The following is a 21,639-nucleotide window of genomic DNA, read 5'->3' as shown; positions in this document are numbered from 1 at the left end:
TTTGTTTATATATAAAAATAAAGGTGTTGTTATAGATGAATAAAAAACGATTGTTAGTTGTATTAAGTATGACTTTATTATTTAACATAAAAGTATATGCTAATGTTACAAAGATCCAAGATGAATATTTTAAAATACAAAAAAATAATGATGAAATAATTAGTGTAGAAAATATAGATATATTTGATATAAATAATAATAAAATAGGTGAAAAAAGTTGGAGTAGTGCTGTTATTTTAAATAATGGAAACTTGTTAGTTGGAGAATATAAACCTAATAAAACATATGATTATTATGAAGTTAATAAACAAGGGAATAAATCTTTTATTACAAACATTAAATATTATATAAAAGATATAAATAAACAAACAGGTAATTTTATAATAGTAAGTAATGAAAATAATAATTATTTTTTAGGTATATTAGATAAAGAATTTAACATTATATATGATACAATATTTGAATATAAAGAAAATGCTTTTACAGACTATAGTGATATATTAAAAACTAGAGATAAAAAATATGGAGTTTTTACTGTAGAAGGAACGGAAATAATAGAGCCTATTTTTGATAATATAAAAAAAATTGATAATGATTCTTTTGAATGTTTATATGACAATAAACTATATTTATTAAAAAATAATAATGGAATATATATAAATGAAACAGCTATTAATAATATTGATAGTTGGGCTAAAAGTAGTGTTGAAAAGGCTATTAAATTAAATTTTATTTCACAAAAATTACAAGTAAAATTAAATAATAATATAACAAGGGAAGAATTTTGTGAAATTATAATAAAACTTTATGAAGAAAAAACAGGATTTAAAATAAATACTAATATAAAAAATCCATTTATTGATACAAGTAATATATTTGTTTTAAAGGCCTATAATTTAGGTATTATATCTGGAAAAAGCAAAAATAAATTTGAACCTAATAGCTACATAACACGAGAAGAATCAGCAGTTATTTTAGCTAATTTAATAAAAAAAATGGAATATAGTATATCAAATAACAATTATAAATATAATGATGCTCAATTAATATCTAACTGGGCAAAAGATGCAGTACAAAATGTTTCAAATATAGGCATAATGACTGGTGATACAAAAAATAATTTTAATCCTAAAAATTATTATAAAGTAGTTGAAGCAATATCTAGTATTATGAGATTATATGATTTAAAATAAAAGCATAAAATGTATTAAAGGAGAATTTAAAATGCCTAAATATACTTATACAGCTATAAATCAAGATGGTAAAAAGATAAAAGGAGTTATAGAGGCAGATAGCATAGGAGAATTTCACCTTATTTTAAAAGGTAGAAGAGAATATTTAATAAGCATAAAAAGTTTTAAAGAAAAAAACATTTTTGAAAATAAATATAAAATATCAAAAAAAGAGCTATTTGTTTTATGCAGGCAATTTTCAGCTATGTTATCATCTGGTGTAAATTTAGTAAAATGTTTAGAAATTTTGTACAATCAAACTAAAAATAAAAAAGTAAAAATAGCTTTATATGAGGTTTATGAAAAATTACAAATAGGTCAAAGTTTGTCAGAAGCTATGCAGTCTTTAAATGGTGCTTTTCCAGAATTTATGATAAATATGATAAAAGCAGGTGAAATAAGTGGGTCTTTAGAAGAAGCTATTAAAAGGTTATCTATACAATATGAAAAAGATTTAAAAATACAAAATAAAATATTATCTGCAATGATTTATCCAGCATTTTTATTAGTTGCTAGCATTCTATCTGTTATTATAATGTTCGGGATTGTATTACCTAAAATAATGGATATAGTAGGAAATACTGAAAGTATGAATATATTTAGTCGTATTTTATTTCAAATAGCAAAAGGTTTTAAAGAAAATTGGCTTGCAATACTTATGGTAAGTTTAGTTTCATTAATAATTTTTTCTATACATGCTCAAACAGATAAATTTAAAAAAAGATTTGCAAAATTTAAAGTAAAAGCTCCTTTAATAGGAAAATTATATATAACAATGATAGCAGGTATTTTTACGAGAACATTAAGTACCTTATTTTTAAGTGGCACAACCCTTATAGATGCAATACATATGGCTGGAAAAGTTATTAATAATGCCTATATAAATGATATATTGGAAAATGTTATAAATGATATAACAAATGGTATGACTTTTTCAGATGCTTTAATAAAAGCCGATATATTTCCATATAATGTAACAGCTATGATAAGTGTAGGGGAAGAAACAGGGTCTTTAGAAGAAGTATTATCACAAACCTCAGATTATTATGATATGATAGCCGAAGATGCTATACAAAAAATGACTTCTATTATAGAGCCAATAATGATTATTATTTTTGGAGTAATTGTTCTTATTATATTAGCTGGAGCATTTGTACCTATTTATACAATGTATAACAATATTAACAGTATTTAAATTAAAGGAGACGATAAAAATATGCCTGTTTCAATAGACATTTCCGACAACTGTATAAAAATAATTGAAGGCGAGCAACAAGGAGATAAAATAAAAATAAGTAAATCAGTATTAAAGTATATAGATAACTCTTATATACATAATGCTTATGTTAATAATAAAATAGATTTAACATTACTTTTTACAGATATAGTTAATGAATATAACTTGAAGAACAAAGAGTGTTTTTTAGTCATAAATTCTACCGATATAATAGCCAAAGAAATTATTTTACCTAAAACTAAAAGTATTTATTTAGGAAGAGTTATAGATAATTTGATAAAAGAGCTTTTTGGAGATACGTCAAATTTATGTATAGATTATCAAATTTGTGAAGAATTTAAAAAAGATGAAAAAGTTTTTTATAAAATATTTGTTTATAGTATACCTTTAACAATAATGGAAGATTATAGAGAAATTTTGATAAATTGTGGGCTTATTCCAAAAGCTTTAGATATTAAAAGAAATGTTATAGGTAAACTTTTAAATTATAATATAAATAATAATATTATTAAAGATAATATAACACTATTTATAGATGTAACAGGAAATAATATGACTTTAACATTAATGTCTGGTAATGTAGCTTTATATAAAATGGATACCGATATATCAGAAGATATAAAAAGAGAAAAATTATTTTTAAATAAAGATGTAAATAAAGATATAAAGCAAGAAAGCAAACAAATTTTAAATAAAATAGACTCAAATAATTTAAAAGATAATGAAATAACATTTTTAGATGAACAAGATTATTATCAAGAAGAAGCTAGTTTTATATCACCTATTTTTTTAAAAGTTTATGAAGAAATACATAAAATAATACAATTTTCTATGTCTTTAAACAATACTATAGAAAGAGTTTATTTATATGGTGATAGAGATGATTTAGATGAAATAGCAGAATATATATCAAATAATATAACCTTATCAGCAGAAAAAATTAAAGAAATAGTAAATATAAAATGCAATGAACATATAGATATATCAAAATTTTTTATTGCTATTGGCAACATCTTAAGGAAGTGAAAATATGAAAAATAATAATTATAAAGATATTAACTTTTTTAAACCTAAAATAAATGTTAATATAGAAAATGACAAAATATTTACATATAAAAAATTATTAAAAAGAAGTTTAAAAATATATATTATAGTATTTTTTGTTATGATATTATATTTTTTAATTAGTAGTATTATAGTTAATATTAAATATAATTTAGTAGAACAAAATATTAAAAATATACAGGATAATACTAGTATTAGTGATAATTTTAAAAATGAAATTAAAGAAAGTAATATGCTTTCCGAAATTTTTAATATTTATCAACAAAATAATATAGTTTCATCAGATATTTTAAATAAGATAGAAAAAATAAAATTTGAACAAATACATATAAATGAAATAAACTGGTCTATTAATAATATAAAATTAAATTGTTATAGTGATTCTGAAAAAGATGCTATAATATTTGTTAATAAGTTAAGAGAAGAAGAAAAATTTAAAGATGTAGTTTATAATGGAGGGCTATTATCTACAATAGATAATAGTTTTAAATTTGAAATAAATATAATAATATAAGAGGTTTTTATGAATAAATTAAGCAAAAGAGAATTAATACTTATTGTTGTATTAATTAACCTATTAGCATATTATATTCTTTTTAATGTTATTGGGTTAGCTATATTTAATAAAAATAAAATAAAACTTGAAAAATATCAGGAGCTTAAGGCGCAACAAGATATATTAGAAATTGAAAATTTAAAAAATCAAATTAATGCAAATAATTTAGAAAGTTTATTACAAAAAAATATGGAGATGAAAAATAAAATATTTTCAAATACTAATAATGAAAATATTCATTATTTTATTAGTAATATTATAAAAAAAAGTAATTTATCTTTACAAAGCATAAATATAAAAAAATCTACATTAGAAGAAGATAATGAAAATCAAAATGAACTAGATAATGTTAATCAAGAAGAAAATATTAATATAGAAAATGAAGTTCCAAGTCATACTTTTTATAATGTAGAAATAGAAGTTATAGGTAATTATAAAGATAAAATTAACTTTATAAAAAATATAGAAAGTTGTGGTAAAACCATAGCTATAACAGATTTTTATAATACATTTGAAAGTAATAAAACAAAGTCAAAAATAAAAATGAATATATATACAATAAATAAAGAAAAAAAAGATAATGAATTTATTATAAAATAACCTAGAATAAAAGGTGATAATAATGTTAAAAAATAAAAAAGGATATATATTAATAGAAATATCTATTTTTATTATAATTATTAGTATGATGTGTATTTCACTAACTATGATTATAGGTAATAAAATTAATAATAACAAAATTGATAATATAAATACTAATTTATACTTAACAGCAAAATCTACAATAAATGTTTTAGAAGATTATTTTAAAGATAATAAAGAAATATTAGCTAAGTATAGTAGAAATAGAGAAGAGGGAGTTTTTTATATAAAAGAACGAGATGATATAGAAAGTATTAAAGTATTTTTTTCAGAAAATAATTCTTCAACAGCTTTAATAGAAGTAGTTGTTTTAGATAAATTAAAAAATGAATTAAAGCTATCTGTTAAAATACCTTATAAATAATTAAAGGAGGTATAAATAATGAACAAAAAAGGTTATAGCTTATTAGAAATTATAATATCTATTACAATATTTTCTATATTTATAGCAAGTATAACAACTGCATTTTTTACATATATAGATATTGATAAAAAAAATAATATTATTACAATAGAAAGAATAAATATAGTTTCAAATTTAGAGTTATTTTTATCTAGTAAAAGTTATAACGAAAAAAACATAAATAAAATAACTTTAATAAAAAAGGAAGGCCTTAAAGAATTTCCTAAAGAAATTATTTGTATTGAAAAAGAAGAAAAAAGTAGTAAAAGTAAAGAAAAATTTAAAGCTTTTATTAAATTAAAGGATAAAAATAAATATAATAATTTTGGTGAATAGTATGAAAAAACTCTTAAATAAAAAAGGTTACACCCTAATTGAAATAATACTTTCTATGTCAATATTCTCTATTATATTTGTTATTATAATTGGAGTTTTTATAAGTTTTACAAAAATTTATAGAAAGGTAGAATTTAATAATATAAATAATAGTAATATAATAAATGTATTAAATTATATAAAATATAATATAGATGAAACTGAATATTTAGAAATTGTTTCTAAAGATGAAATTAAAAATAATAAAAATAAATTACCTTATAAATATATTATGCTAGATGAAGGTAATATAGTATTAGGAGATTTAAATAACAAAAATGAATTTATTATTTTAAATAAAAATCAAATAAGTAGTAATTTTAATTTGCAATTTAAAAAAAGTAATAAATCTCCTAGTGATTTAATTATTGAAATAAATTCACAAGATATGAATGAGTCAATAATATCTTATATTAATATACAAAATATGCAATATAATAATTTAACTATACAAGGTAATAATGGAGAGGCTATAATATATAAAAGCGAATAAATTTTTAGGAAGTGAAATTAAATGGATATAAAAGACCAACAGGAGAATAAAAAAATAAATAAACAAAATAATAAAAATATACCTATTGGTGAAATACTCTTACAAAATAAGTTGATAACAGAAGAACAATTAGAATATGCTCTTAAAGTTCAAAAGTCTCGAGGAAAGAGATTAGGAGATATGATTATAGAGCTTGGATATGTAAAAGAAGATGAAATAGCTAAAGCACTTAGTAAAAGATTAAAAGTTGATTATGCTGACCTTTCAAAATTTAAAATAAAATTAAATGCCTTAGAGCTTTTAACAAAAAGTTATGCTAAAGAAAATAAAATTATACCAATAGAGTGTAATGATAGGATGATAGTAATAGCTACAAGTGACCCTATGAATTTTTATTTAATGGATGATATAAAAGTTAGAACAGGTCGTAATGTTAAATTTGTATTATCTACAAAAACAGATATAGAAAGGTCGATTGTACAATATTATGATGAAGAATCTTTAGAAGTTAGAGCAAATATTAATCAACAGTTTGAATTGGAAAAATTAAATGTTTTAGATTTAGAAGAACAACTTAAAGATGAAATAGAAAATGCACCTATAGTAAAATTTGTTAATACTTTAATTTTTAACGCTATAACAAGTAATGCTAGTGATATACATATAGAACCTAATAAAGATAATACTAAAATAAGAATGAGAATAGATGGTCAACTTATTGAAAAAATGCAGGTAAACATAGCAGCTCATAATAGCTTAGTTACCCGTATTAAAATTATGGCAAAAATGGATATATCTGAAAAAAGAATACCACAAGATGGTAGAATAGAAATTCAAGAAAAAGGAAAAAGCTTAGACTTACGTGTATCTAGTATTCCAACTGTTTTTGGAGAAAAAATAGTTATTAGAGTTTTAGGTGGTATGGGAAATTTATTAGGTATTAATAGCTTAGGACTAACACAAAAAAATAGTGTATTGTTTGATAAAATAATAAAATCACCTAATGGAATTATTCTTATTTGTGGACCTACAGGAAGTGGAAAAACAACAACTTTATATTCTATACTAAAAGAAGTAAATAAAAATACTGTAAATATTGTTACAATAGAAGACCCAGTAGAATATAGATTAGATGGAATATCTCAAATACAAGTAAATAATAAAGTAGGGCTTACATTTGCTAGTGGTCTTAGGTCTATCTTAAGACAAGACCCAGATATTATAATGCTTGGTGAAATTAGAGATACAGAAACAGCTGAAATAGCAGTAAAATCTGCTATAACAGGGCATTTAGTTTTATCAACTATACATACTAATAGTGCAGCATCTACAATACCAAGACTTATTGATATGAATATAGAACCATTTTTACTTTCATCAGCAATAGTTGGGATAATATCTCAAAGGCTTATAAAAAAATTATGTCCAAAATGTAAATTTGAATATACTTCTACTAAAGATGAAATGGATTATCTTGGTTTAGATAAGCCTATAAAAATATACAAAGCAACAGGTTGTGAAGAATGTGATAAAACAGGATATAAAGGGCGAATCGCCATTCATGAAGTTTTACCTATTACAACAGAAATAAAAAAAATGATAGGTAAAAATGCAAATGAATATGAAATACAAGAAGTTGCTATAAAACAAGGTATGGCTACACTTAAGCAAGATGGTATTGAGTATGTTATAAAAGGTATTATATCTATTGAAGACCTTATGAAAGCTACATATACTATAGAATAATATATTGTCGTAAAAAGTTAAAAATTACATAAAACAAATACTTGAAATATTATTTATTTTATGTTATAATTTTTTTAAATTGCATGGGGATGCAATGGTTTCGACAGGAGTTTTGAAGATAGGGATAGCCATTCGTAGTGAGGGCTACGTTAAAAACTCAAAAATTTTTAAAAAATAAACGACAAAGATAATTTTGCGTTTGCAGCTTAATTAAAAGCTGCCATCAGCCTTTAGTCGCTCACTGCTAAAGTTACTGGTGTCGAACAGGTGAGGAACTTTACTCTTTAAGCTTTGCCAGAGTAAAAGATTTTATGAAGCTACTTAAAATGATAGCTTGTTAGTTAGCAATTATTTTAAGGAATATTATTTAACTAACTGTAATGGGAGAAGTCTTTATTGACGGGCTTTTGGACAGGAGTTCGATTCTCCTCATCTCCATACTATATATTTTTAATACTTTAAACCCTTTTAAAACCTTGATTTTTCAAGGTTTTTTATTTTTTAATAACACAAATAAAAGTAAAAAAAGATAAATTCGGGGTAAACTTTTTATTATTAAAATGACAAATTTTGAATAGCTTTTTTCTTTTGTTCATCTGAAATATGTGTGTAAATATTTGCAGTCATTTTTATATCACTATGCCCCATTAATACACTTGCTGTTTTTATATCTACACCTTGTTCAGCTAACATGCTACAAAATGTATGTCTTAAATCATGAAATTTACAATCAACAATTCTTTTTAACATTTTTAACACATTATCAGGCTTATAATATCTACAAGTATTAGTAGCAAATAATGGTAAGCTATTACTAAATTTTATGCCTAAATTTTTATATTTTTTCTTTTCATTTTCTATATGTAACTTTAATATTTCTATTAAATTATTGTGTAATGGTACTTTTCTTATACTTGATGCTGTTTTTGTTTCATCTATTATAAATTCACAACCATTACCACGGTTCATATATCTCAAAGATTTGTTTACATTTACTATATTTTCTTTAAAATCTATATCTTTATGTGTTAGTGCTAAAACTTCTCCTATTCTTAATCCAGTATACATAGCAAATATAAATATTGTTTTATTGCTATTTATAATTTTTTCTCTTTCAATTATAGTTAATGCTCTAGATTGTCTTACTGGCTTAGGTGTTTCTAGTTTAATATTTTTTTGTGGATTTTTTGAAATAAAGTCAGCATTTATACAATATTCAAAAAATGAATTTAATAATTCTTTTAATCTTTTTGCTGTGTTTAAAGATTCTATGCTATTATAGAATTTTTGCAAATGTAAATGTTTTATTTCTTCAAGTTTTAAATCATTTAACAATGATGGCTTTATATGTGTTTTATAAAGACTTATATATCTTTGATAGCTAGACGGTTTTAGTCTAGGTTTTCTTACATTATCTATATACTCGGTAATTAATGTACCCAATGTAGCTTTACTATTTAATGATACAATATCATTTTTTCTAAATGCTAAAGCCTTTGCTTTACATTCTTTCATTGTTTTTGCTGTTATTTGTTTATACTTAACTGTTCCATCAGCATTTCTTCCAATAGGTATTTTCTCCTTATAATAGGTTATACCTTTAATTGTTACTTTTGTAATAATAATCACTCCTTTAATTTTATATAGACAAAATATAACAATTTATGATATAATGCAAAAAGATTAATACGAAATATAAGTGGTTAGCTTTACCCTCTATGAAAGGGGGTGAGGCTATGTCTAGCTATGAAATATTATCATTAATAATTTTATTATTAACATTAATTGAAATAGTTAGAAATAACAAAAAATAAACCACTTATATAAATATATAAGTGGATAATCTTTAAATAACAAAACTTTTTAAAGCTAACCACTAAAGTATTAATCAAAGGTTACTGTTGACGCAGTAGCCTTTTTTAGTGGTTAAGTATATTATTATTATAAACCTAAAATATTATACTGTCAATGTTTATTATAATACTAAACCACAAATTTTAAAATGGTAAGTTATCATCATTAATAGAATCAATACTAGTTAAATTCTGTTCTATTTCATATTGTTTTAATTCATCTGACCAATCATTTAATTTTCCATTTTCAAAGAAAGTAGATTTACTTCCACATAGATTACAAAATCTTGCATTGTAAGACAAAGATATATTATTATTTTTACAATCATCATTCATGCATAAATTTCTTAAATCTATTCCACAAATATGACAAAAGTTTGAATTTTCTATTATATTTTCATTATCACAGTTATCACATTTTACATATTCATAATTACTATATTGCATAATATTATTTTGTACCTCCATAAATTTTATATAGTCTAATGATGTATATGACCAATAATTTCCACAAATATCGCATATATTATAGCAGTTTATTTTAGAATTCCAACAAATATCACAATATTTATAACCTAATATTTTTATTATTTCTAAATTTCCATCATAGTTATATTTTCTATCGTAATTTATTAAATTTAATCTAATTTCAGATGCCTTTTTGCTTATTTTAAAAGTTTCACTGATAATTTGTACGTTAGTTGAATTACATTGAAAATCATTAATAACTTTTTTTAGCAATGGGTAAGGACATAATAAATTTCTAGCAAACATATCAGCTTCTTTTTCTAAAATAGAATATGACTTATTATCCAATCCATTTCTTTGAACTTCAGTTTCCTCAAAGTCCTTAAGATGATTTAAGTAAATATGACCTATTTCGTGTGCTAGTGTAAACCTTATTCTTTCATCTGTATTAACATTTAAATCATCGTTATATATTATAGAGTACATATATTTTTCGTTTTCTATAAAAAGATGTGTTCTGCCATCATTGCTTTGAAGAATTTTACCAACTATATCATTAGTATAATTATATTTATTTCCAAATTCAGAATATTTTGTTATACTCCATTTGTTTTGTTTAATTATACTTACAACATCTAATGGATAGTAGGATATATTATTATCTATTATAAATTCATAAACTTTTTCCATAACATATTTATATCTAGGTTTTTTAGGAATTTTCATCATATTCTTTTTTTGCCTTTTCTATTAAAATATCTATCATATTTTTTGCAAGTTTTTGGTCTTCTTCAGAAAGTTGTTTCATATTTCTAGCGACTGTACGAATTATAGGACTATCGTCATATACATTGTCCTTTAACCCTAGAAATTCAGTAACAGATAAATCTAGTCCTTTAGAAAGTATTTCTAATTTGTCAAGTGGAATATTAGCTATACTTCCTGTTTCATATCTTTGTAATGTTGATCTACTTAAACCAGTTTTATTTGCTAATGATTCTAAAGATAATCCTAATTCTTCTCTTCTAGATTTTAATCTAGAAGCTATTGAATTTAATTCTTTTTCATTCATTACATCCACCTCCTTAAACAAAGTATATCATATTTTTTTAATAATGCAACAAAAAAAATATAAAAAGTTGCATAAATGGGTTGACATTATAAAATTTAGATGTTATTATATTAATATCCCAAATATGCAACAACAAATGAGGAGGTGAGTTATTTGGTTGACACTAGAAAATTAAAAGGTTTGTTGATAGAAAATGGCTATACACAAGCAGATGTAGCTAAAAAACTAGGTATTAGCCTTAATTCATTCAGCAGAAAAATTAATAATAAGACTCAGTTTAATTTAACTGAAGCCTTTTTATTAAAAAACATTCTTAAAATATCAGATATGGAAAAAGTTTTTTTTACAAGTTAAATCTCATATATGCAACGAAGGAGAAATAAAATGAATAATATAATGATTTTTGAAAACAAAAAAGTAGAAGTATTTGAATTAAATGGACAAGTTTTATTTAATCCATATGATGTAGGTGATTGTTTAGATTTAACAGATAGTGCTGTAAGAAAAGCTATTGGAAATATGAATGAAAAACAAGTAATCAAATTAACTAATTCTATTGTGAAAGATATTCCCTTTAGAAAGTTACACAACACAGGAGAAAATTTTCTTACAGAAAGCGGAGTATATAAACTTATCTTCAAATCTAACAAAGAAGAGGCAGAAAAATTTCAAGACTGGGTAACAGATGAAGTGTTGCCAATCATAAGAAAAACTGGTGTATACACAATACAACCCAAAACACCAATGCAATTACTAGAACTTGAATTTCAAGCTATAAAGGAAGTTGATAATAAGGTAGAAGAAGTAAAACAAGATTTAGAAGAATTTAAACAAGATACGCCATTGCTTGCTTTGGAGATAGAAAAAATAACAAGAGCTAGAAATAGAACAGCAGTAAATGTTTTAGGTGGAAAAGATAGTAACGCATATAAAAATAGGTCTTTGAGAAGTAAAGTATATCAAGATATGTCAAGAGAAATAAAAAGACAATTCGGTGTTGAAACATATAAAGCTATAAAAAGAAATCAATGTGATAAAGTTATAGAAATTATAAATTTATATGTTCCACCAATGTATTTACTTCAAGAGATAGAAAATGAGAATTTACAACTTGCTATTTAAAGTACATTGAAAATTGAATAGGGGGTGATTTTATGGAAATTAAATTAATTGGAAATGAACAAGAAATATTAGAATTAATTAATTCTAGCCCAGAAGAATTTTACACAAAAGTTATAGGTGTTTTAGAAATAAAAGCAAGAAAACCTTATCAAAATAACTTTAAAAAGTGCAAAATAACTCTAGGACTAGAATATGAAGAAAATTAATTATTTGTTGATGACAAATAGTATACCCAAGTTAGATTAAAAGTTTTGATTATTTCATCAGATACATTTTTTTCTTGTAAATAGTTAAGTATATCAATAAAATAATCATCTTCGGGAAATTCTTCATCACATATAATATCTCTAGCTAAATCCCCAATAGGTAACAATGTAACATCTTTGAAATTTGATACCCATTTTTTGAAGTTCCAATACTTATCTTTATTAGTTGTCATATCTACACCTCCTTTTCTTACATATTTCTACACCTATATCTAGCACATATAAATGTAGATACTAAAATTATATAAGAAAAGGAAAAATATTACAATATTTATCTAAAAAATTTAATAAAAAGGAGGAATAAAATGAATGAATTATTAAAAATTGATTTAAACGAAAATCAAGAGCCTATTATAAGTGGTAGGGAATTACATCAAGTTTTAGGAGTTAAAACAAAATATATTGATTGGTTTAAAAGAATGTTAGAGTATGGCTTTAATCAAAATATAGATTATGTATTGGTTGCTCAAAAAAGAGAAACCAATAATCCTAAAAATCCATATACAGAGATAACAGACCACGCATTAAAATTAGATATGGCAAAAGAAATTGCTATGATACAGAGAAATGAAAAAGGAAAGCAAGTAAGACAGTATTTTATAGAAGTAGAAAAAGAATACAACTCTCCAGAAAAAATAATGGCTAGAGCATTAAACATTGCAAATAAACAATTAGAAACATTAACACTTGTAAACAAACAACAAGAACAACAAATAAAAAAATTGCAACCTAAAGCTACATACTATGATTTAATCTTACAATGTCCAGATTTATTATCTGTAACACAAATAGCTAAAGATTATGGAAAAGGTGGAGCATGGCTAAATAAAAAGTTAAATGAATTAGGTATTCAATATAAACATAGAGATACTTGGTTACTTTATTCTAAATATGCAGATAAAGGTTATACAAGTTCTACAACGCACGATTATGCAGATAGCAAAGGCGTTATCCATTCAAGATTACACACTTATTGGACACAAAAAGGTAGATTATTTATATATGAACAATTAAAAAGGGTTAATATCTTACCTTTAATTGAAAAAGAAAATATAAAAGACGCTATTTAACAAATATAAAACTTGTTGCAGTACATTGAAAATTGAATAAAAGGGGTTAAAATTTATATGAAAAAATTTGATATGGTTCAAGAAAGAATAAATAGTTATTTAGAAGAGACAAATAATTTTATGACATATATTGAAAAATATGAATTCTTAAAAGAAAAAAATAAAGAATTAGAAAAAGAAGAATTTGTGTTAAGAATGAAATTATTTAAGAAGACAAGTGAATTTAGAAATGAATGTAATTACAGAGAAGGTAAATTACAACATATTATTATAAATAAGGTGATTGAAAATTTAAAACCTATTTTAAATGAATACTTTTTAAAATCTATAAAAGAAGAAGCCTTAAATTAAAAAGTATATAAATTAAGCTATAAAAATATGAAATAAAATAAGTCAAGCAAAAATCGAAAATTTTGCTTGACTAGATATTTCCTTGTAATTTTTAAAATTGAATAAAGGATACTTTTCTTATTATTTGGATACTTCAACAAAAGATGAGGTTGAAAACATCATAAATGCAATAAACCATATAAGAATAATTATAACAATTTTTATGGGTTTACCACCATTTACATGTTTCCAAACTAAATAACTTAATGTTATAGGTGTAAAAAATATTAAACATAACCCCAAAATTAATATTTTAGAACAACTAGGAGGTTTATTTTCTTTTTGAAAATCTTCATAATTTATAGTTTGATTTTCAAATTCAGGCTCTAAAAATTCTTTTAGTTTTTCATAAATGTTATATGTAACCATACAATCGCCTTCTGCTCTATGTAGGTTAGTTGTGTCGATGTTAAAATATTTAGCTATCGTAGGAAGTTTATGATTTGATAATTTATCGGATAAAAATTCTCTTGAAATATATAATGTATCTATAAAGTCATTATTAATATTGGTATTTATATATTTACCAAGCTTATCTTTTAAAAAGTTTAAATCAAATTTAGCATTATGACAACAAATAGGTTTATCACCTATAAAATTTTTAAGATTTTGTAGTACATCTTCTACATAACCACCATCTTCTCTCATCATATCAAGTGTTATACCTGTTAATTCAGTTATTTTTTTAGGTAATGATTTCCTATCTGGATAGTCTATTAAAGAGCTATATTTGTCTACAACATTACCATCAATAATATGTAATGCACAAACTTCAATTATTTCAGATGAAGGTGTTAACCCTGTTGTTTCTATATCAACAACGACATATTCATTTAATGGTAACCTTAAACATTTGTTCAAATCATACTCTTCAAGACCTTTAAAATCATAGTATTTTTTATTTTGGTATGAACTCATAAAAATTTCCACCTTTATTTAATTTAATATAAATATATACAATTATTATACAAAAAAATGGGAAATATTACAATATTTATCTAAAAAATTTAATACAAAGGAGTGATAAAATGAAAACACTTGATGATTTCAAAGAGCCAGGAAAAGTACATCATATAACAGGGATTGTTTATAATTTAGATGATCAATATATTTATATTGTAGAAATACGTTTAGATACAAGATGGTTTCAAAGTTGTGGAGAAAGATATAAATTTAAGCATAATTTTACAAAAGATGAAATGGATAATATCAATATAGGTTCATATATACAGGTATTTATAAGAAGTTCTGTTAAAAATTTAGAATTTCAAAAAATTAAGATTAAAAGAGCAAAGCAAAGCCACGATTATATGCCTATATTATAAAATAAGAGGCTAATATATAAATAGAAGGTTAATTGTTACAACCTTCTAAATAAATTTAACTTAATTCATTTATAACTTTTATTCCTAATGGTGTTAGAGTAAATGATAATGGTTTATAGGGGTCATTAATTCCAACATTACTTATAGGATTTATTAAGTCTAATTTAAATAATTCTTCAGCATTTGAAATATTAATAAAAAATGTAGTAACTTCATTTCCGTTAGATGGAAAGTAAGAATAAGGAAACTTGTACGCATCTCTTAATAAATCTAATAGCTTATTATCAATTTCATCAATAATTTGGTGGATATCCATATGTACACCTCCTTTTCTTATATATTTCTACACTCATATCTAGCACATATAAATGTAGATACTAAAATTATATAAGAAAAGGAAAAAATTGACAATATTATTTAAAAATTATTAAAGGAGTTGGTTAAAATGTTAGAATTAAAATCAAAATTAGAAACACTAGAAAATATAGCTAAAAGTGATAATGTTTTAGCTACTGAGAAATTTTGCATCTTTTCTACTATACTACCTAAAGAGATAGAAAGAGATTTATTTAATCAATTTATAGGTATGGTAAATTTTGCAGAATCTTTAGTTAATAAGGAGGTATAAAAATTATGAAAGCTAAAGAACCTTATTTAAAAATATACTCTTTAGCAGAGTATTCTAAATTGCAAGGAAAATCTAAAGAAACAATATTAAAACTTGCTGACGAAGGTTTAATAAGGCATATAAAAAGTGATGACATAGGTGGTCATAGTTATATAGTAGAGCTATTACCAACAGATACAAAAGAGCTTATAGATAAAATAGAAAATATGGAAAACTTAATACAAGCTATTAGTAAACATTTTGGAATAAAAATTTAAGTAGTTTAACTTTATTATGTTGTATTAAATAAGCTAAGGAGAAAAACAAATGAAAAACTACACGATAACAATTAATAATAAAACTTACCCTTTAATTGCAAGAAATAACAATGAGGCTATTAAATTAGCTGGAAGTTTTGCTAAAAATATAGACAACGGTGCAGCTAGCCTCATTGATGAAAATGGAAATAGAATAATTTAGGAGGTAATATGACTAAAAGAGAAAGAAGAAAACTAGTAGCAATAGCTATTTATAAAAATAGCAAAATATTTAAAAAGCAAGATATATACTCAAATATACTTATATCTACTATGTTATTTATGTCAATGATAGGGTGTATTAGGATAAGTTATTTGTTATATAGGTTTATTATTTATTTAATTTAAAGGAGATAAATAGTATGAGAATACAAGAGAAAAAAGCATTAAGTGTAACTTTAAAAAATGGAGAAACTAAAAATTACATTTTTGAAACAGAAGAAAAAGCACTAAAATTTTACTTTAAGCATAGGAACCATAACCTTGTAGATACAATATCCTTAAATTGTACAAATACATTAAAAAGGGGTTAAATTATGAAAAAACTACTAGAGTTAATCCAAACTTAACTATACAAGAAGTAGCAGATAAATTAGGTGTTAGCATCTGTTTATAAAATAAATATTAATAGTTTGAAAGGATAATAAAAATGATATACACAAGAGAAATTATTAAAAACATAATTAAAAGTATGAAAAATGAACTACATAAAACAAGCATTATCATCGTGTTAAACGACAGAAATGAAATAGCAAGAGAGGGTAAGTTTATATCATTAAATAAAAGGTATATAAAAATAAGAAGTAGAAAACACGGTATACATAAAATAAATATAACTGATATAAAAAATATATCGGCAGTTGTTACAGAATAATAAAAAAGTGGCTTAAATAAGCCACACAAAAAAATAAATGCAATTAATTATACTATATATTTTACAAAAAGAAAAGGGGTAATTTTATGAAACAAACAATTTATGAAATAATGGGAGACTATAATACACTTTATGAAATGGCATCAGATGAAGAATTGTCAAAAGAGTTTGAGCAAATGCTGAAAGATACTAAAGAAAGTATAGATTATTCTCTAGAAGACAAAGCCTATAGTTATGCTAAAGTGTGTAAAAATTTAGCTTATAGTAGGTCATTATTAGAAGGACAAGAGAAATTTTTAAAAGAAGAGCTTGAAAGAGTACAGAGTAAAATTAAATCAAATAAAAATAACGAAAAACGTATAAAAGATACATTACTAGAAGCTATGCAACTTGCAGATATACCTAAATTTAAAAATGACACTTTTACTATATATCAAAGTAAAAGTATATCTGTAGAAGTTTTAGACTGTGAAAAAGCATTAAATCAAGATTTAGCTAGTATCGAGATTAAACCAGATAAAGACAAAATTAAAAGAAAGCTACAAGCTGGAGAAAATCTTGATTTTGCAAAATTAAAAGAAAGTAAGTTTTTAGTTATTAAGTAGGGGGTATATTATGGCAAAAGTAATAGGAATAATGGGAGAAAGTGGCAGTGGAAAAACTACAAGTATGCAAAATCTTGACCCTAAAACAACCTTTTATATAGATGCAGATAAAAAGGGTTTAAGTTGGAAACGTTGGAGAGAACAGTATAGTATAGAGAATTTAAATTATGCAAAATCAGATGATGCTAGATTAATACTTAATATCTTAAAACAGATTAATAAAGGTACAATGAAGCTAAAAGATGGTAGTTCAAAAGATATGAAACATATTAAAACAATAGTAGTTGATACATTAAATGGCATTATGGTTGCAGATGAAATGAGAAGATGTAAAGAAAAAGGTTATGATAAATGGCAAGATTTAGCACAGTCAGTGTGGGAAATAGTAGATATTCCTTTAGATTTTAGAGATGATTTAACAGTAATATTTATAGCCCACTCTCAAACAGATAGAGATGACAGTGGAGAGATAATGACTAGAATAAAAACAAATGGAAATAAACTAGGCAAAATATTATTAGAAAGTAAAATGACAACAGTATTATGGGCAATGCAGATAAATGGTAATTACATATTTAAAACTAGGGCAGATAAATCTACTTGTAAAACTCCTAAAGGAGCATTTGAAGTAGATGAAATAGAAAATGATATTACAAAAGTGTTAGAGGCATTAAAAGATTATTAGGAGGAAACATTATAATGAAAATACAAGGTATAAAAGGATACAATGATGAAAAAACAGCAGTAATGGGGGAGTCTGCAAAGCTAGAGTCAGGTAATTATTTATGCAAAATATTAAATGCTAAATGTGAAAATAGCAAAAGTGGTAATCCAATGCTAATATTACAGTTTGATATAGCAGAGGGAGACTTTAAAGACTATTATAGACAAAGTTTTGAAGCTAATAAAAAAGTTGATGCTAATGCAACTTTCAAGGGAGTATTTTATCAAAATATGACAGGAGCTTCTCTTAAATTTTACAAAGGGGTTTTAACATCTATTGAAAAATCTAACAATATAAAAATAGATGGTGAAAATGGATTTGACAGTGAAATATTAAAAGAAAAAGTATTTTTAGGTAGATTTGGAGAAGAAGAATACTTAGGGAATGATAATCAAGTTAAGTCTGTAACTAAATTAAGATTTATATCATCTACAGATAAAAAAGATTTACCTATTTTAGATAAAAAAGTTTTAAAAGATGCACCTAAAAAACAAGATGATGATAGTTTTTATAGTGTAGAAGAAAACGTAGATGAGGATAGGTTACCATTTTAATTATCATAGGGTAGGGTTTACCTATCCTTATTTTTTAAGAGGTATTTATGGATATATTTACAAAAGTAAAAGAAAATGTATCAATGTATAGTTTGATAAGTCATTTTAACTTTAAAACAAATAGGCAAAATTTTATGATATGTCCATTTCACAGAGAAGATACACCAAGCTTAAAAATATATGATAATAGTTTTTGTTGTTTTGGGTGTCATAAAGCAGGGACAGTAATAGATTTTACAATGTATTATTTAGATATGGACGTATTACAAGCTACAAAATATTTAGCTAAGATATTTAATATATGCACAGATGAAAGGTTAAGTATTAGAGAAAGATATACACAAGATATAGCTGAAAGAAATAGTGGCAAAGTAGCAAATAAAGTATTTGAACAGTGGTTAAAAAATACTTGGGATACTATATTAACTTATTACAGAATACTACACCAGAATAGTTTTAACTATGATTTAGAAAATAAACTTTATGTAGAGGCTATACACAATTTAACTAAGTTAGACTATTACATAGATTGGTTAAAAGAAGACCCTTTTGAATTTTATAAACTTAATAGGAAGTGGGTGGAAAAAATTGAAAAACGACTTATTACAATTAACGGGTGATGATTACATAGAACTTATCAATAAAGATGATGACTTGCCTAATGAATTATTTTTTACAATTATAGAAGAGCAAAATGAAGTATTTAAAATACAGTTATTAGAAAAAGCAAGAAGGAAAAGCAAATCTATGGGTAGGCTTAGAGAGTTTAATAATTTATTAAATGCTTGGACAACAAAATATTCTCAAGAAAAGAAACAAGCTTTATCAAATAAGACAAATTTTACAGGACAAGCATTAAGCCTTTATTGTGGAAAATACAAAACAAATGATATGGGTATAGAATATGAATATACAAGTAATAACAATAGTTATTGTGTTACAGTATGTCCACACCCATTACTACCAGTTGAAAGGCTTGTAAATATAGATACAAACAATGAAAAAATAAATCTAGCATTTTTTAAAGATGAAAGATGGCAAAATGTAGTAGCAGACTGTGTAACAGTATATAACAAAAGTAATATATGTTCTTTAGCAGATAGAGGTATATTGGTAACTTCTGAAAATGCAAGAGATATAGTTAAGTACATAACAGAAGTTATTTCTCAAAATATGAAAGAGATACCCCTTTATAAATCTATCAGTAGGCTAGGTTGGATAGAAGGTAATCAGTTTGCGCCTTATGTTGAAGATATAAAATATGATGGTGATGATGCTTTTGAAAATATTTATAAACACGTTAAAGAAAGTGGAGATTATGAAAAATGGCTTAAACATATAAAAATACTTAGGAAAAATATTTATATTAGATTATTAATGGCTACAAGCTTTGCAAGTCCTCTTATAGAGAAAGTAGGAGCATTGCCTTTTGTATTACACCTATGGGGTACAACAGGCTTTGGTAAAACTGTAACATTAATGGTTGGTATGAGTATTTGGGGTAATCCTGCTATGGGCTGTTTAACAAGAACTATGAATATGACACAAAACTCTATGGCCAGAACATCAGCCTTTTTATATAACATACCTTTTGCAGCAGATGAGCTACAACAAATAAAAACAAAGTGGGATAATTATGACAACTTAGTTATGTATTTATGCGAAGGTATAGACAGAGGTAGAGCAAAGGCAAGAGGTGGAGTTGAAGAAACAAAAGTATGGAAGAATTCTTTTATTTTTACAGGAGAAGAGCCAGTAACTAAAGCAGATAGTGGTGGCGGTGTAAAAAATAGAGTTATAGAAATAGAAGTAGATAAGCAGATTATAGAAGATGGTAACCTAACTGCTAATATTGTAAAAGATAATTATGGTTTTGCAGGTAAAAAATTTATTGAATATATACAGACACTAAATATTGAAGATTTAAAAAATGAATACAGAAACATATTTAAAGATATTTTAGAAAAAGTGGATACAACAGAGAAACAAGCAATGAGTATGGCGTTAATAATTTTAGGGGACAAGCTAGCTTGTGAATGTATATTTAAAGATGAACAACCATTAAAGCTAAATGATGTTAGAAAATATTTAACATCAAATAAAAGTGTTGATATTGGTAGAAGGTCTTACGATTTTGTACTAAATTGGATAGCAGAAAATCAAGTAAGGTTTACACCAGAAGATAACAATGGAGCCTTATGGGGTAAGATAGAAAAAGACTTTGTAATGGTTAATAAAAAGGTATTAGAAGAAAACTTACTCAAAAATAACTATGACTATACAGCGGTTACAAAGGCTTGGGATAAATATGGCTTAGTAGAAAAAAATTCTCAAGGAAAGTTTGTACATCAAAGAAAAGTTTTTGATATAAAAGCTAGTTATATAAAAATATTGTTAAAAGAAAATGAAATAGAAGATATAGCACAAGTAGAAATAGTTAATGAAGATGATAAATTGCCTTTTTAAAACTTACTTTTATTTTTTAGGTAAGTTTTAGGTAAGACCTATTAAACCCTTGATAGTAGCTTTATTTATATATATAAACTTACCTAACTTACTAAACTTACCTATTTTTATTATATTATATAGAAAAAAATTTTTTAGAAATATATTTAAAAATTCTATTTTAAAAAAAGATGTTAT

The 21,639-nt window shown here is 24.0% G+C and carries 32 protein-coding genes and 1 other RNA gene; 27 read left to right on the top strand and 6 right to left on the bottom strand.

Features of this window, described 5'->3' with window-relative positions; translation table 11 throughout:
* The first annotated feature begins 35 nt into the window (after positions 1 to 35).
* The 10 genes from NBW53_RS05515 (at position 36) to ssrA (ending at position 8,190) form a co-directional block, all read left to right on the top strand.
* Positions 36 to 1,193 (top strand): S-layer homology domain-containing protein, encoded by a 1,158-nt coding sequence (locus NBW53_RS05515; protein WP_250277260.1) that lies wholly within the window; start codon positions 36 to 38, stop codon positions 1,191 to 1,193.
* 31 nt (positions 1,194 to 1,224) lie between these two features.
* Positions 1,225 to 2,427: a type II secretion system F family protein gene (locus NBW53_RS05510; RefSeq protein WP_250277259.1), complete on the top strand. Its 1,203-nt coding sequence runs from the start codon at positions 1,225 to 1,227 to the stop codon at positions 2,425 to 2,427.
* Between the two features lie 21 nt (positions 2,428 to 2,448).
* Positions 2,449 to 3,495, top strand: coding sequence for a pilus assembly protein PilM (gene pilM, locus NBW53_RS05505; RefSeq protein WP_250277258.1), 1,047 nt, complete (start codon positions 2,449 to 2,451; stop codon positions 3,493 to 3,495).
* 4 nt (positions 3,496 to 3,499) lie between these two features.
* The gene (locus NBW53_RS05500) at positions 3,500 to 4,048 is read left to right on the top strand and encodes a hypothetical protein (RefSeq protein WP_250277257.1); all 549 of its coding nucleotides are present in this window, start codon (positions 3,500 to 3,502) and stop codon (positions 4,046 to 4,048) included.
* Positions 4,049 to 4,057: 9 nt separating this feature from the next.
* On the top strand, positions 4,058 to 4,690 hold the full coding sequence (locus tag NBW53_RS05495; protein WP_250277256.1) for a hypothetical protein: 633 nt from the start codon (positions 4,058 to 4,060) through the stop codon (positions 4,688 to 4,690).
* Between the two features lie 22 nt (positions 4,691 to 4,712).
* Entirely contained in the window at positions 4,713 to 5,096 is a 384-nt protein-coding gene (locus NBW53_RS05490) for a hypothetical protein (protein ID WP_250277255.1), read from the top strand.
* An 18-nt stretch (positions 5,097 to 5,114) separates the two neighbouring features.
* Positions 5,115 to 5,471, top strand: coding sequence for a prepilin-type N-terminal cleavage/methylation domain-containing protein (locus NBW53_RS05485; protein WP_250277254.1), 357 nt, complete (start codon positions 5,115 to 5,117; stop codon positions 5,469 to 5,471).
* 1 nt (position 5,472) lies between these two features.
* Positions 5,473 to 6,003 carry a prepilin-type N-terminal cleavage/methylation domain-containing protein gene (locus NBW53_RS05480; RefSeq protein WP_250277253.1) on the top strand — a complete coding sequence of 177 codons (531 nt, stop codon included), beginning with the start codon at positions 5,473 to 5,475 and terminating at the stop codon, positions 6,001 to 6,003.
* A 21-nt stretch (positions 6,004 to 6,024) separates the two neighbouring features.
* Positions 6,025 to 7,749: a GspE/PulE family protein gene (locus NBW53_RS05475; RefSeq protein WP_250277252.1), complete on the top strand. Its 1,725-nt coding sequence runs from the start codon at positions 6,025 to 6,027 to the stop codon at positions 7,747 to 7,749.
* 85 nt (positions 7,750 to 7,834) lie between these two features.
* Positions 7,835 to 8,190, top strand: a transfer-messenger RNA (tmRNA) gene (gene ssrA, locus NBW53_RS05470).
* Positions 8,191 to 8,304: 114 nt separating this feature from the next.
* Here ssrA and NBW53_RS05465 read toward each other — a convergent pair.
* The 3 genes from NBW53_RS05465 to NBW53_RS05455 all read right to left on the bottom strand — a co-directional run bounded on the left by NBW53_RS05465 (position 8,305) and on the right by NBW53_RS05455 (position 11,142).
* Positions 8,305 to 9,378, bottom strand: a complete 1,074-nt coding sequence (locus NBW53_RS05465) for a tyrosine-type recombinase/integrase (RefSeq protein WP_250277251.1) — start codon at positions 9,376 to 9,378, stop codon at positions 8,305 to 8,307.
* A 368-nt stretch (positions 9,379 to 9,746) separates the two neighbouring features.
* Positions 9,747 to 10,796, bottom strand: a complete 1,050-nt coding sequence (locus NBW53_RS05460) for an ImmA/IrrE family metallo-endopeptidase (protein ID WP_250277250.1) — start codon at positions 10,794 to 10,796, stop codon at positions 9,747 to 9,749.
* Positions 10,783 to 11,142 carry a helix-turn-helix domain-containing protein gene (locus tag NBW53_RS05455; protein ID WP_250277249.1) on the bottom strand — a complete coding sequence of 120 codons (360 nt, stop codon included), beginning with the start codon at positions 11,140 to 11,142 and terminating at the stop codon, positions 10,783 to 10,785. The genes NBW53_RS05460 and NBW53_RS05455 overlap by 14 nt, the downstream gene beginning before the upstream one ends.
* A gap of 153 nt (positions 11,143 to 11,295) precedes the next feature.
* On the opposite strand from NBW53_RS05455, the gene NBW53_RS05450 reads away from it, so the two are divergent.
* The 3 genes from NBW53_RS05450 to NBW53_RS05440 are packed head-to-tail and all read left to right on the top strand — an operon-like array spanning position 11,296 to position 12,470.
* Positions 11,296 to 11,496, top strand: coding sequence for a helix-turn-helix transcriptional regulator (locus tag NBW53_RS05450; RefSeq protein ID WP_250277248.1), 201 nt, complete (start codon positions 11,296 to 11,298; stop codon positions 11,494 to 11,496).
* Between the two features lie 30 nt (positions 11,497 to 11,526).
* Entirely contained in the window at positions 11,527 to 12,264 is a 738-nt protein-coding gene (locus NBW53_RS05445; RefSeq protein ID WP_250277247.1) for an ORF6C domain-containing protein, read from the top strand.
* Between the two features lie 32 nt (positions 12,265 to 12,296).
* Positions 12,297 to 12,470 carry a hypothetical protein gene (locus NBW53_RS05440; RefSeq protein ID WP_250277246.1) on the top strand — a complete coding sequence of 58 codons (174 nt, stop codon included), beginning with the start codon at positions 12,297 to 12,299 and terminating at the stop codon, positions 12,468 to 12,470.
* On the opposite strand, the gene NBW53_RS05435 is transcribed toward NBW53_RS05440, so the two are convergent.
* The gene (locus NBW53_RS05435; protein ID WP_250277245.1) at positions 12,467 to 12,703 is read right to left on the bottom strand and encodes a YozE family protein; all 237 of its coding nucleotides are present in this window, start codon (positions 12,701 to 12,703) and stop codon (positions 12,467 to 12,469) included. The genes NBW53_RS05440 and NBW53_RS05435 overlap by 4 nt on opposite strands.
* 132 nt (positions 12,704 to 12,835) lie before the next feature.
* Between NBW53_RS05435 and NBW53_RS05430 the strand changes: the two genes are divergently transcribed.
* Both NBW53_RS05430 and NBW53_RS05425 read left to right on the top strand, forming a co-directional pair.
* Entirely contained in the window at positions 12,836 to 13,600 is a 765-nt protein-coding gene (locus NBW53_RS05430; protein ID WP_250277244.1) for a phage antirepressor KilAC domain-containing protein, read from the top strand.
* A gap of 57 nt (positions 13,601 to 13,657) precedes the next feature.
* A complete protein-coding gene (locus NBW53_RS05425; RefSeq protein WP_250277243.1) occupies positions 13,658 to 13,951 on the top strand; it encodes a hypothetical protein in 294 nt (97 codons plus the stop codon).
* Positions 13,952 to 14,071: 120 nt separating this feature from the next.
* Here NBW53_RS05425 and NBW53_RS05420 read toward each other — a convergent pair whose 3' ends face one another.
* Positions 14,072 to 14,908: a 3'-5' exonuclease gene (locus tag NBW53_RS05420; RefSeq protein WP_250277242.1), complete on the bottom strand. Its 837-nt coding sequence runs from the start codon at positions 14,906 to 14,908 to the stop codon at positions 14,072 to 14,074.
* 110 nt (positions 14,909 to 15,018) lie between these two features.
* Here NBW53_RS05420 and NBW53_RS05415 point away from each other — a divergent pair, with 110 nt between their 5' ends.
* Positions 15,019 to 15,315, top strand: coding sequence for a hypothetical protein (locus NBW53_RS05415; RefSeq protein WP_250277241.1), 297 nt, complete (start codon positions 15,019 to 15,021; stop codon positions 15,313 to 15,315).
* 55 nt (positions 15,316 to 15,370) lie between these two features.
* Here NBW53_RS05415 and NBW53_RS05410 read toward each other — a convergent pair whose 3' ends face one another.
* Complete coding sequence (locus NBW53_RS05410; protein ID WP_250277240.1) at positions 15,371 to 15,631, bottom strand: hypothetical protein; 261 nt, start codon at positions 15,629 to 15,631, stop codon at positions 15,371 to 15,373.
* 129 nt (positions 15,632 to 15,760) lie between these two features.
* Here NBW53_RS05410 and NBW53_RS05405 point away from each other — a divergent pair, with 129 nt between their 5' ends.
* From NBW53_RS05405 to NBW53_RS05355, 11 genes are all read left to right on the top strand, one after another.
* On the top strand, positions 15,761 to 15,943 hold the full coding sequence (locus NBW53_RS05405; protein WP_250277239.1) for a hypothetical protein: 183 nt from the start codon (positions 15,761 to 15,763) through the stop codon (positions 15,941 to 15,943).
* 5 nt (positions 15,944 to 15,948) lie between these two features.
* A complete protein-coding gene (locus NBW53_RS05400) occupies positions 15,949 to 16,200 on the top strand; it encodes a hypothetical protein (RefSeq protein WP_250277238.1) in 252 nt (83 codons plus the stop codon).
* A 49-nt stretch (positions 16,201 to 16,249) separates the two neighbouring features.
* Entirely contained in the window at positions 16,250 to 16,402 is a 153-nt protein-coding gene (locus NBW53_RS05395) for a hypothetical protein (RefSeq protein ID WP_250277237.1), read from the top strand.
* An 8-nt stretch (positions 16,403 to 16,410) separates the two neighbouring features.
* Positions 16,411 to 16,587 carry a hypothetical protein gene (locus NBW53_RS05390; protein ID WP_250277236.1) on the top strand — a complete coding sequence of 59 codons (177 nt, stop codon included), beginning with the start codon at positions 16,411 to 16,413 and terminating at the stop codon, positions 16,585 to 16,587.
* A 14-nt stretch (positions 16,588 to 16,601) separates the two neighbouring features.
* Positions 16,602 to 16,772, top strand: a complete 171-nt coding sequence (locus NBW53_RS05385) for a hypothetical protein (protein WP_250277235.1) — start codon at positions 16,602 to 16,604, stop codon at positions 16,770 to 16,772.
* Positions 16,773 to 16,888: 116 nt separating this feature from the next.
* Complete coding sequence (locus NBW53_RS05380) at positions 16,889 to 17,113, top strand: hypothetical protein (RefSeq protein WP_250277234.1); 225 nt, start codon at positions 16,889 to 16,891, stop codon at positions 17,111 to 17,113.
* A gap of 86 nt (positions 17,114 to 17,199) precedes the next feature.
* On the top strand, positions 17,200 to 17,718 hold the full coding sequence (locus tag NBW53_RS05375; RefSeq protein ID WP_250277233.1) for a siphovirus Gp157 family protein: 519 nt from the start codon (positions 17,200 to 17,202) through the stop codon (positions 17,716 to 17,718).
* A 10-nt stretch (positions 17,719 to 17,728) separates the two neighbouring features.
* Positions 17,729 to 18,403, top strand: a complete 675-nt coding sequence (locus tag NBW53_RS05370) for an AAA family ATPase (RefSeq protein WP_250277232.1) — start codon at positions 17,729 to 17,731, stop codon at positions 18,401 to 18,403.
* Between the two features lie 14 nt (positions 18,404 to 18,417).
* Positions 18,418 to 18,996 (top strand): hypothetical protein, encoded by a 579-nt coding sequence (locus NBW53_RS05365; RefSeq protein ID WP_250277231.1) that lies wholly within the window; start codon positions 18,418 to 18,420, stop codon positions 18,994 to 18,996.
* A 47-nt stretch (positions 18,997 to 19,043) separates the two neighbouring features.
* Complete coding sequence (locus NBW53_RS05360) at positions 19,044 to 19,616, top strand: CHC2 zinc finger domain-containing protein (protein ID WP_250277230.1); 573 nt, start codon at positions 19,044 to 19,046, stop codon at positions 19,614 to 19,616.
* Positions 19,585 to 21,462: a DUF927 domain-containing protein gene (locus NBW53_RS05355; protein ID WP_250277229.1), complete on the top strand. Its 1,878-nt coding sequence runs from the start codon at positions 19,585 to 19,587 to the stop codon at positions 21,460 to 21,462. Before NBW53_RS05360 ends, NBW53_RS05355 begins: the two co-directional genes overlap by 32 nt.
* Positions 21,463 to 21,639: the final 177 nt, after the last annotated feature.

The sequence above is a fragment of the [Clostridium] colinum genome (genome assembly GCF_940677205.1).
Taxonomy (GTDB): Bacteria; Bacillota; Clostridia; order Lachnospirales; family CAG-274; genus Tyzzerella; species Tyzzerella colina.
The sequence above is the reverse complement of the archived record's forward strand: the minus strand, read 5'-3'. Positions and strand labels throughout refer to the sequence as shown.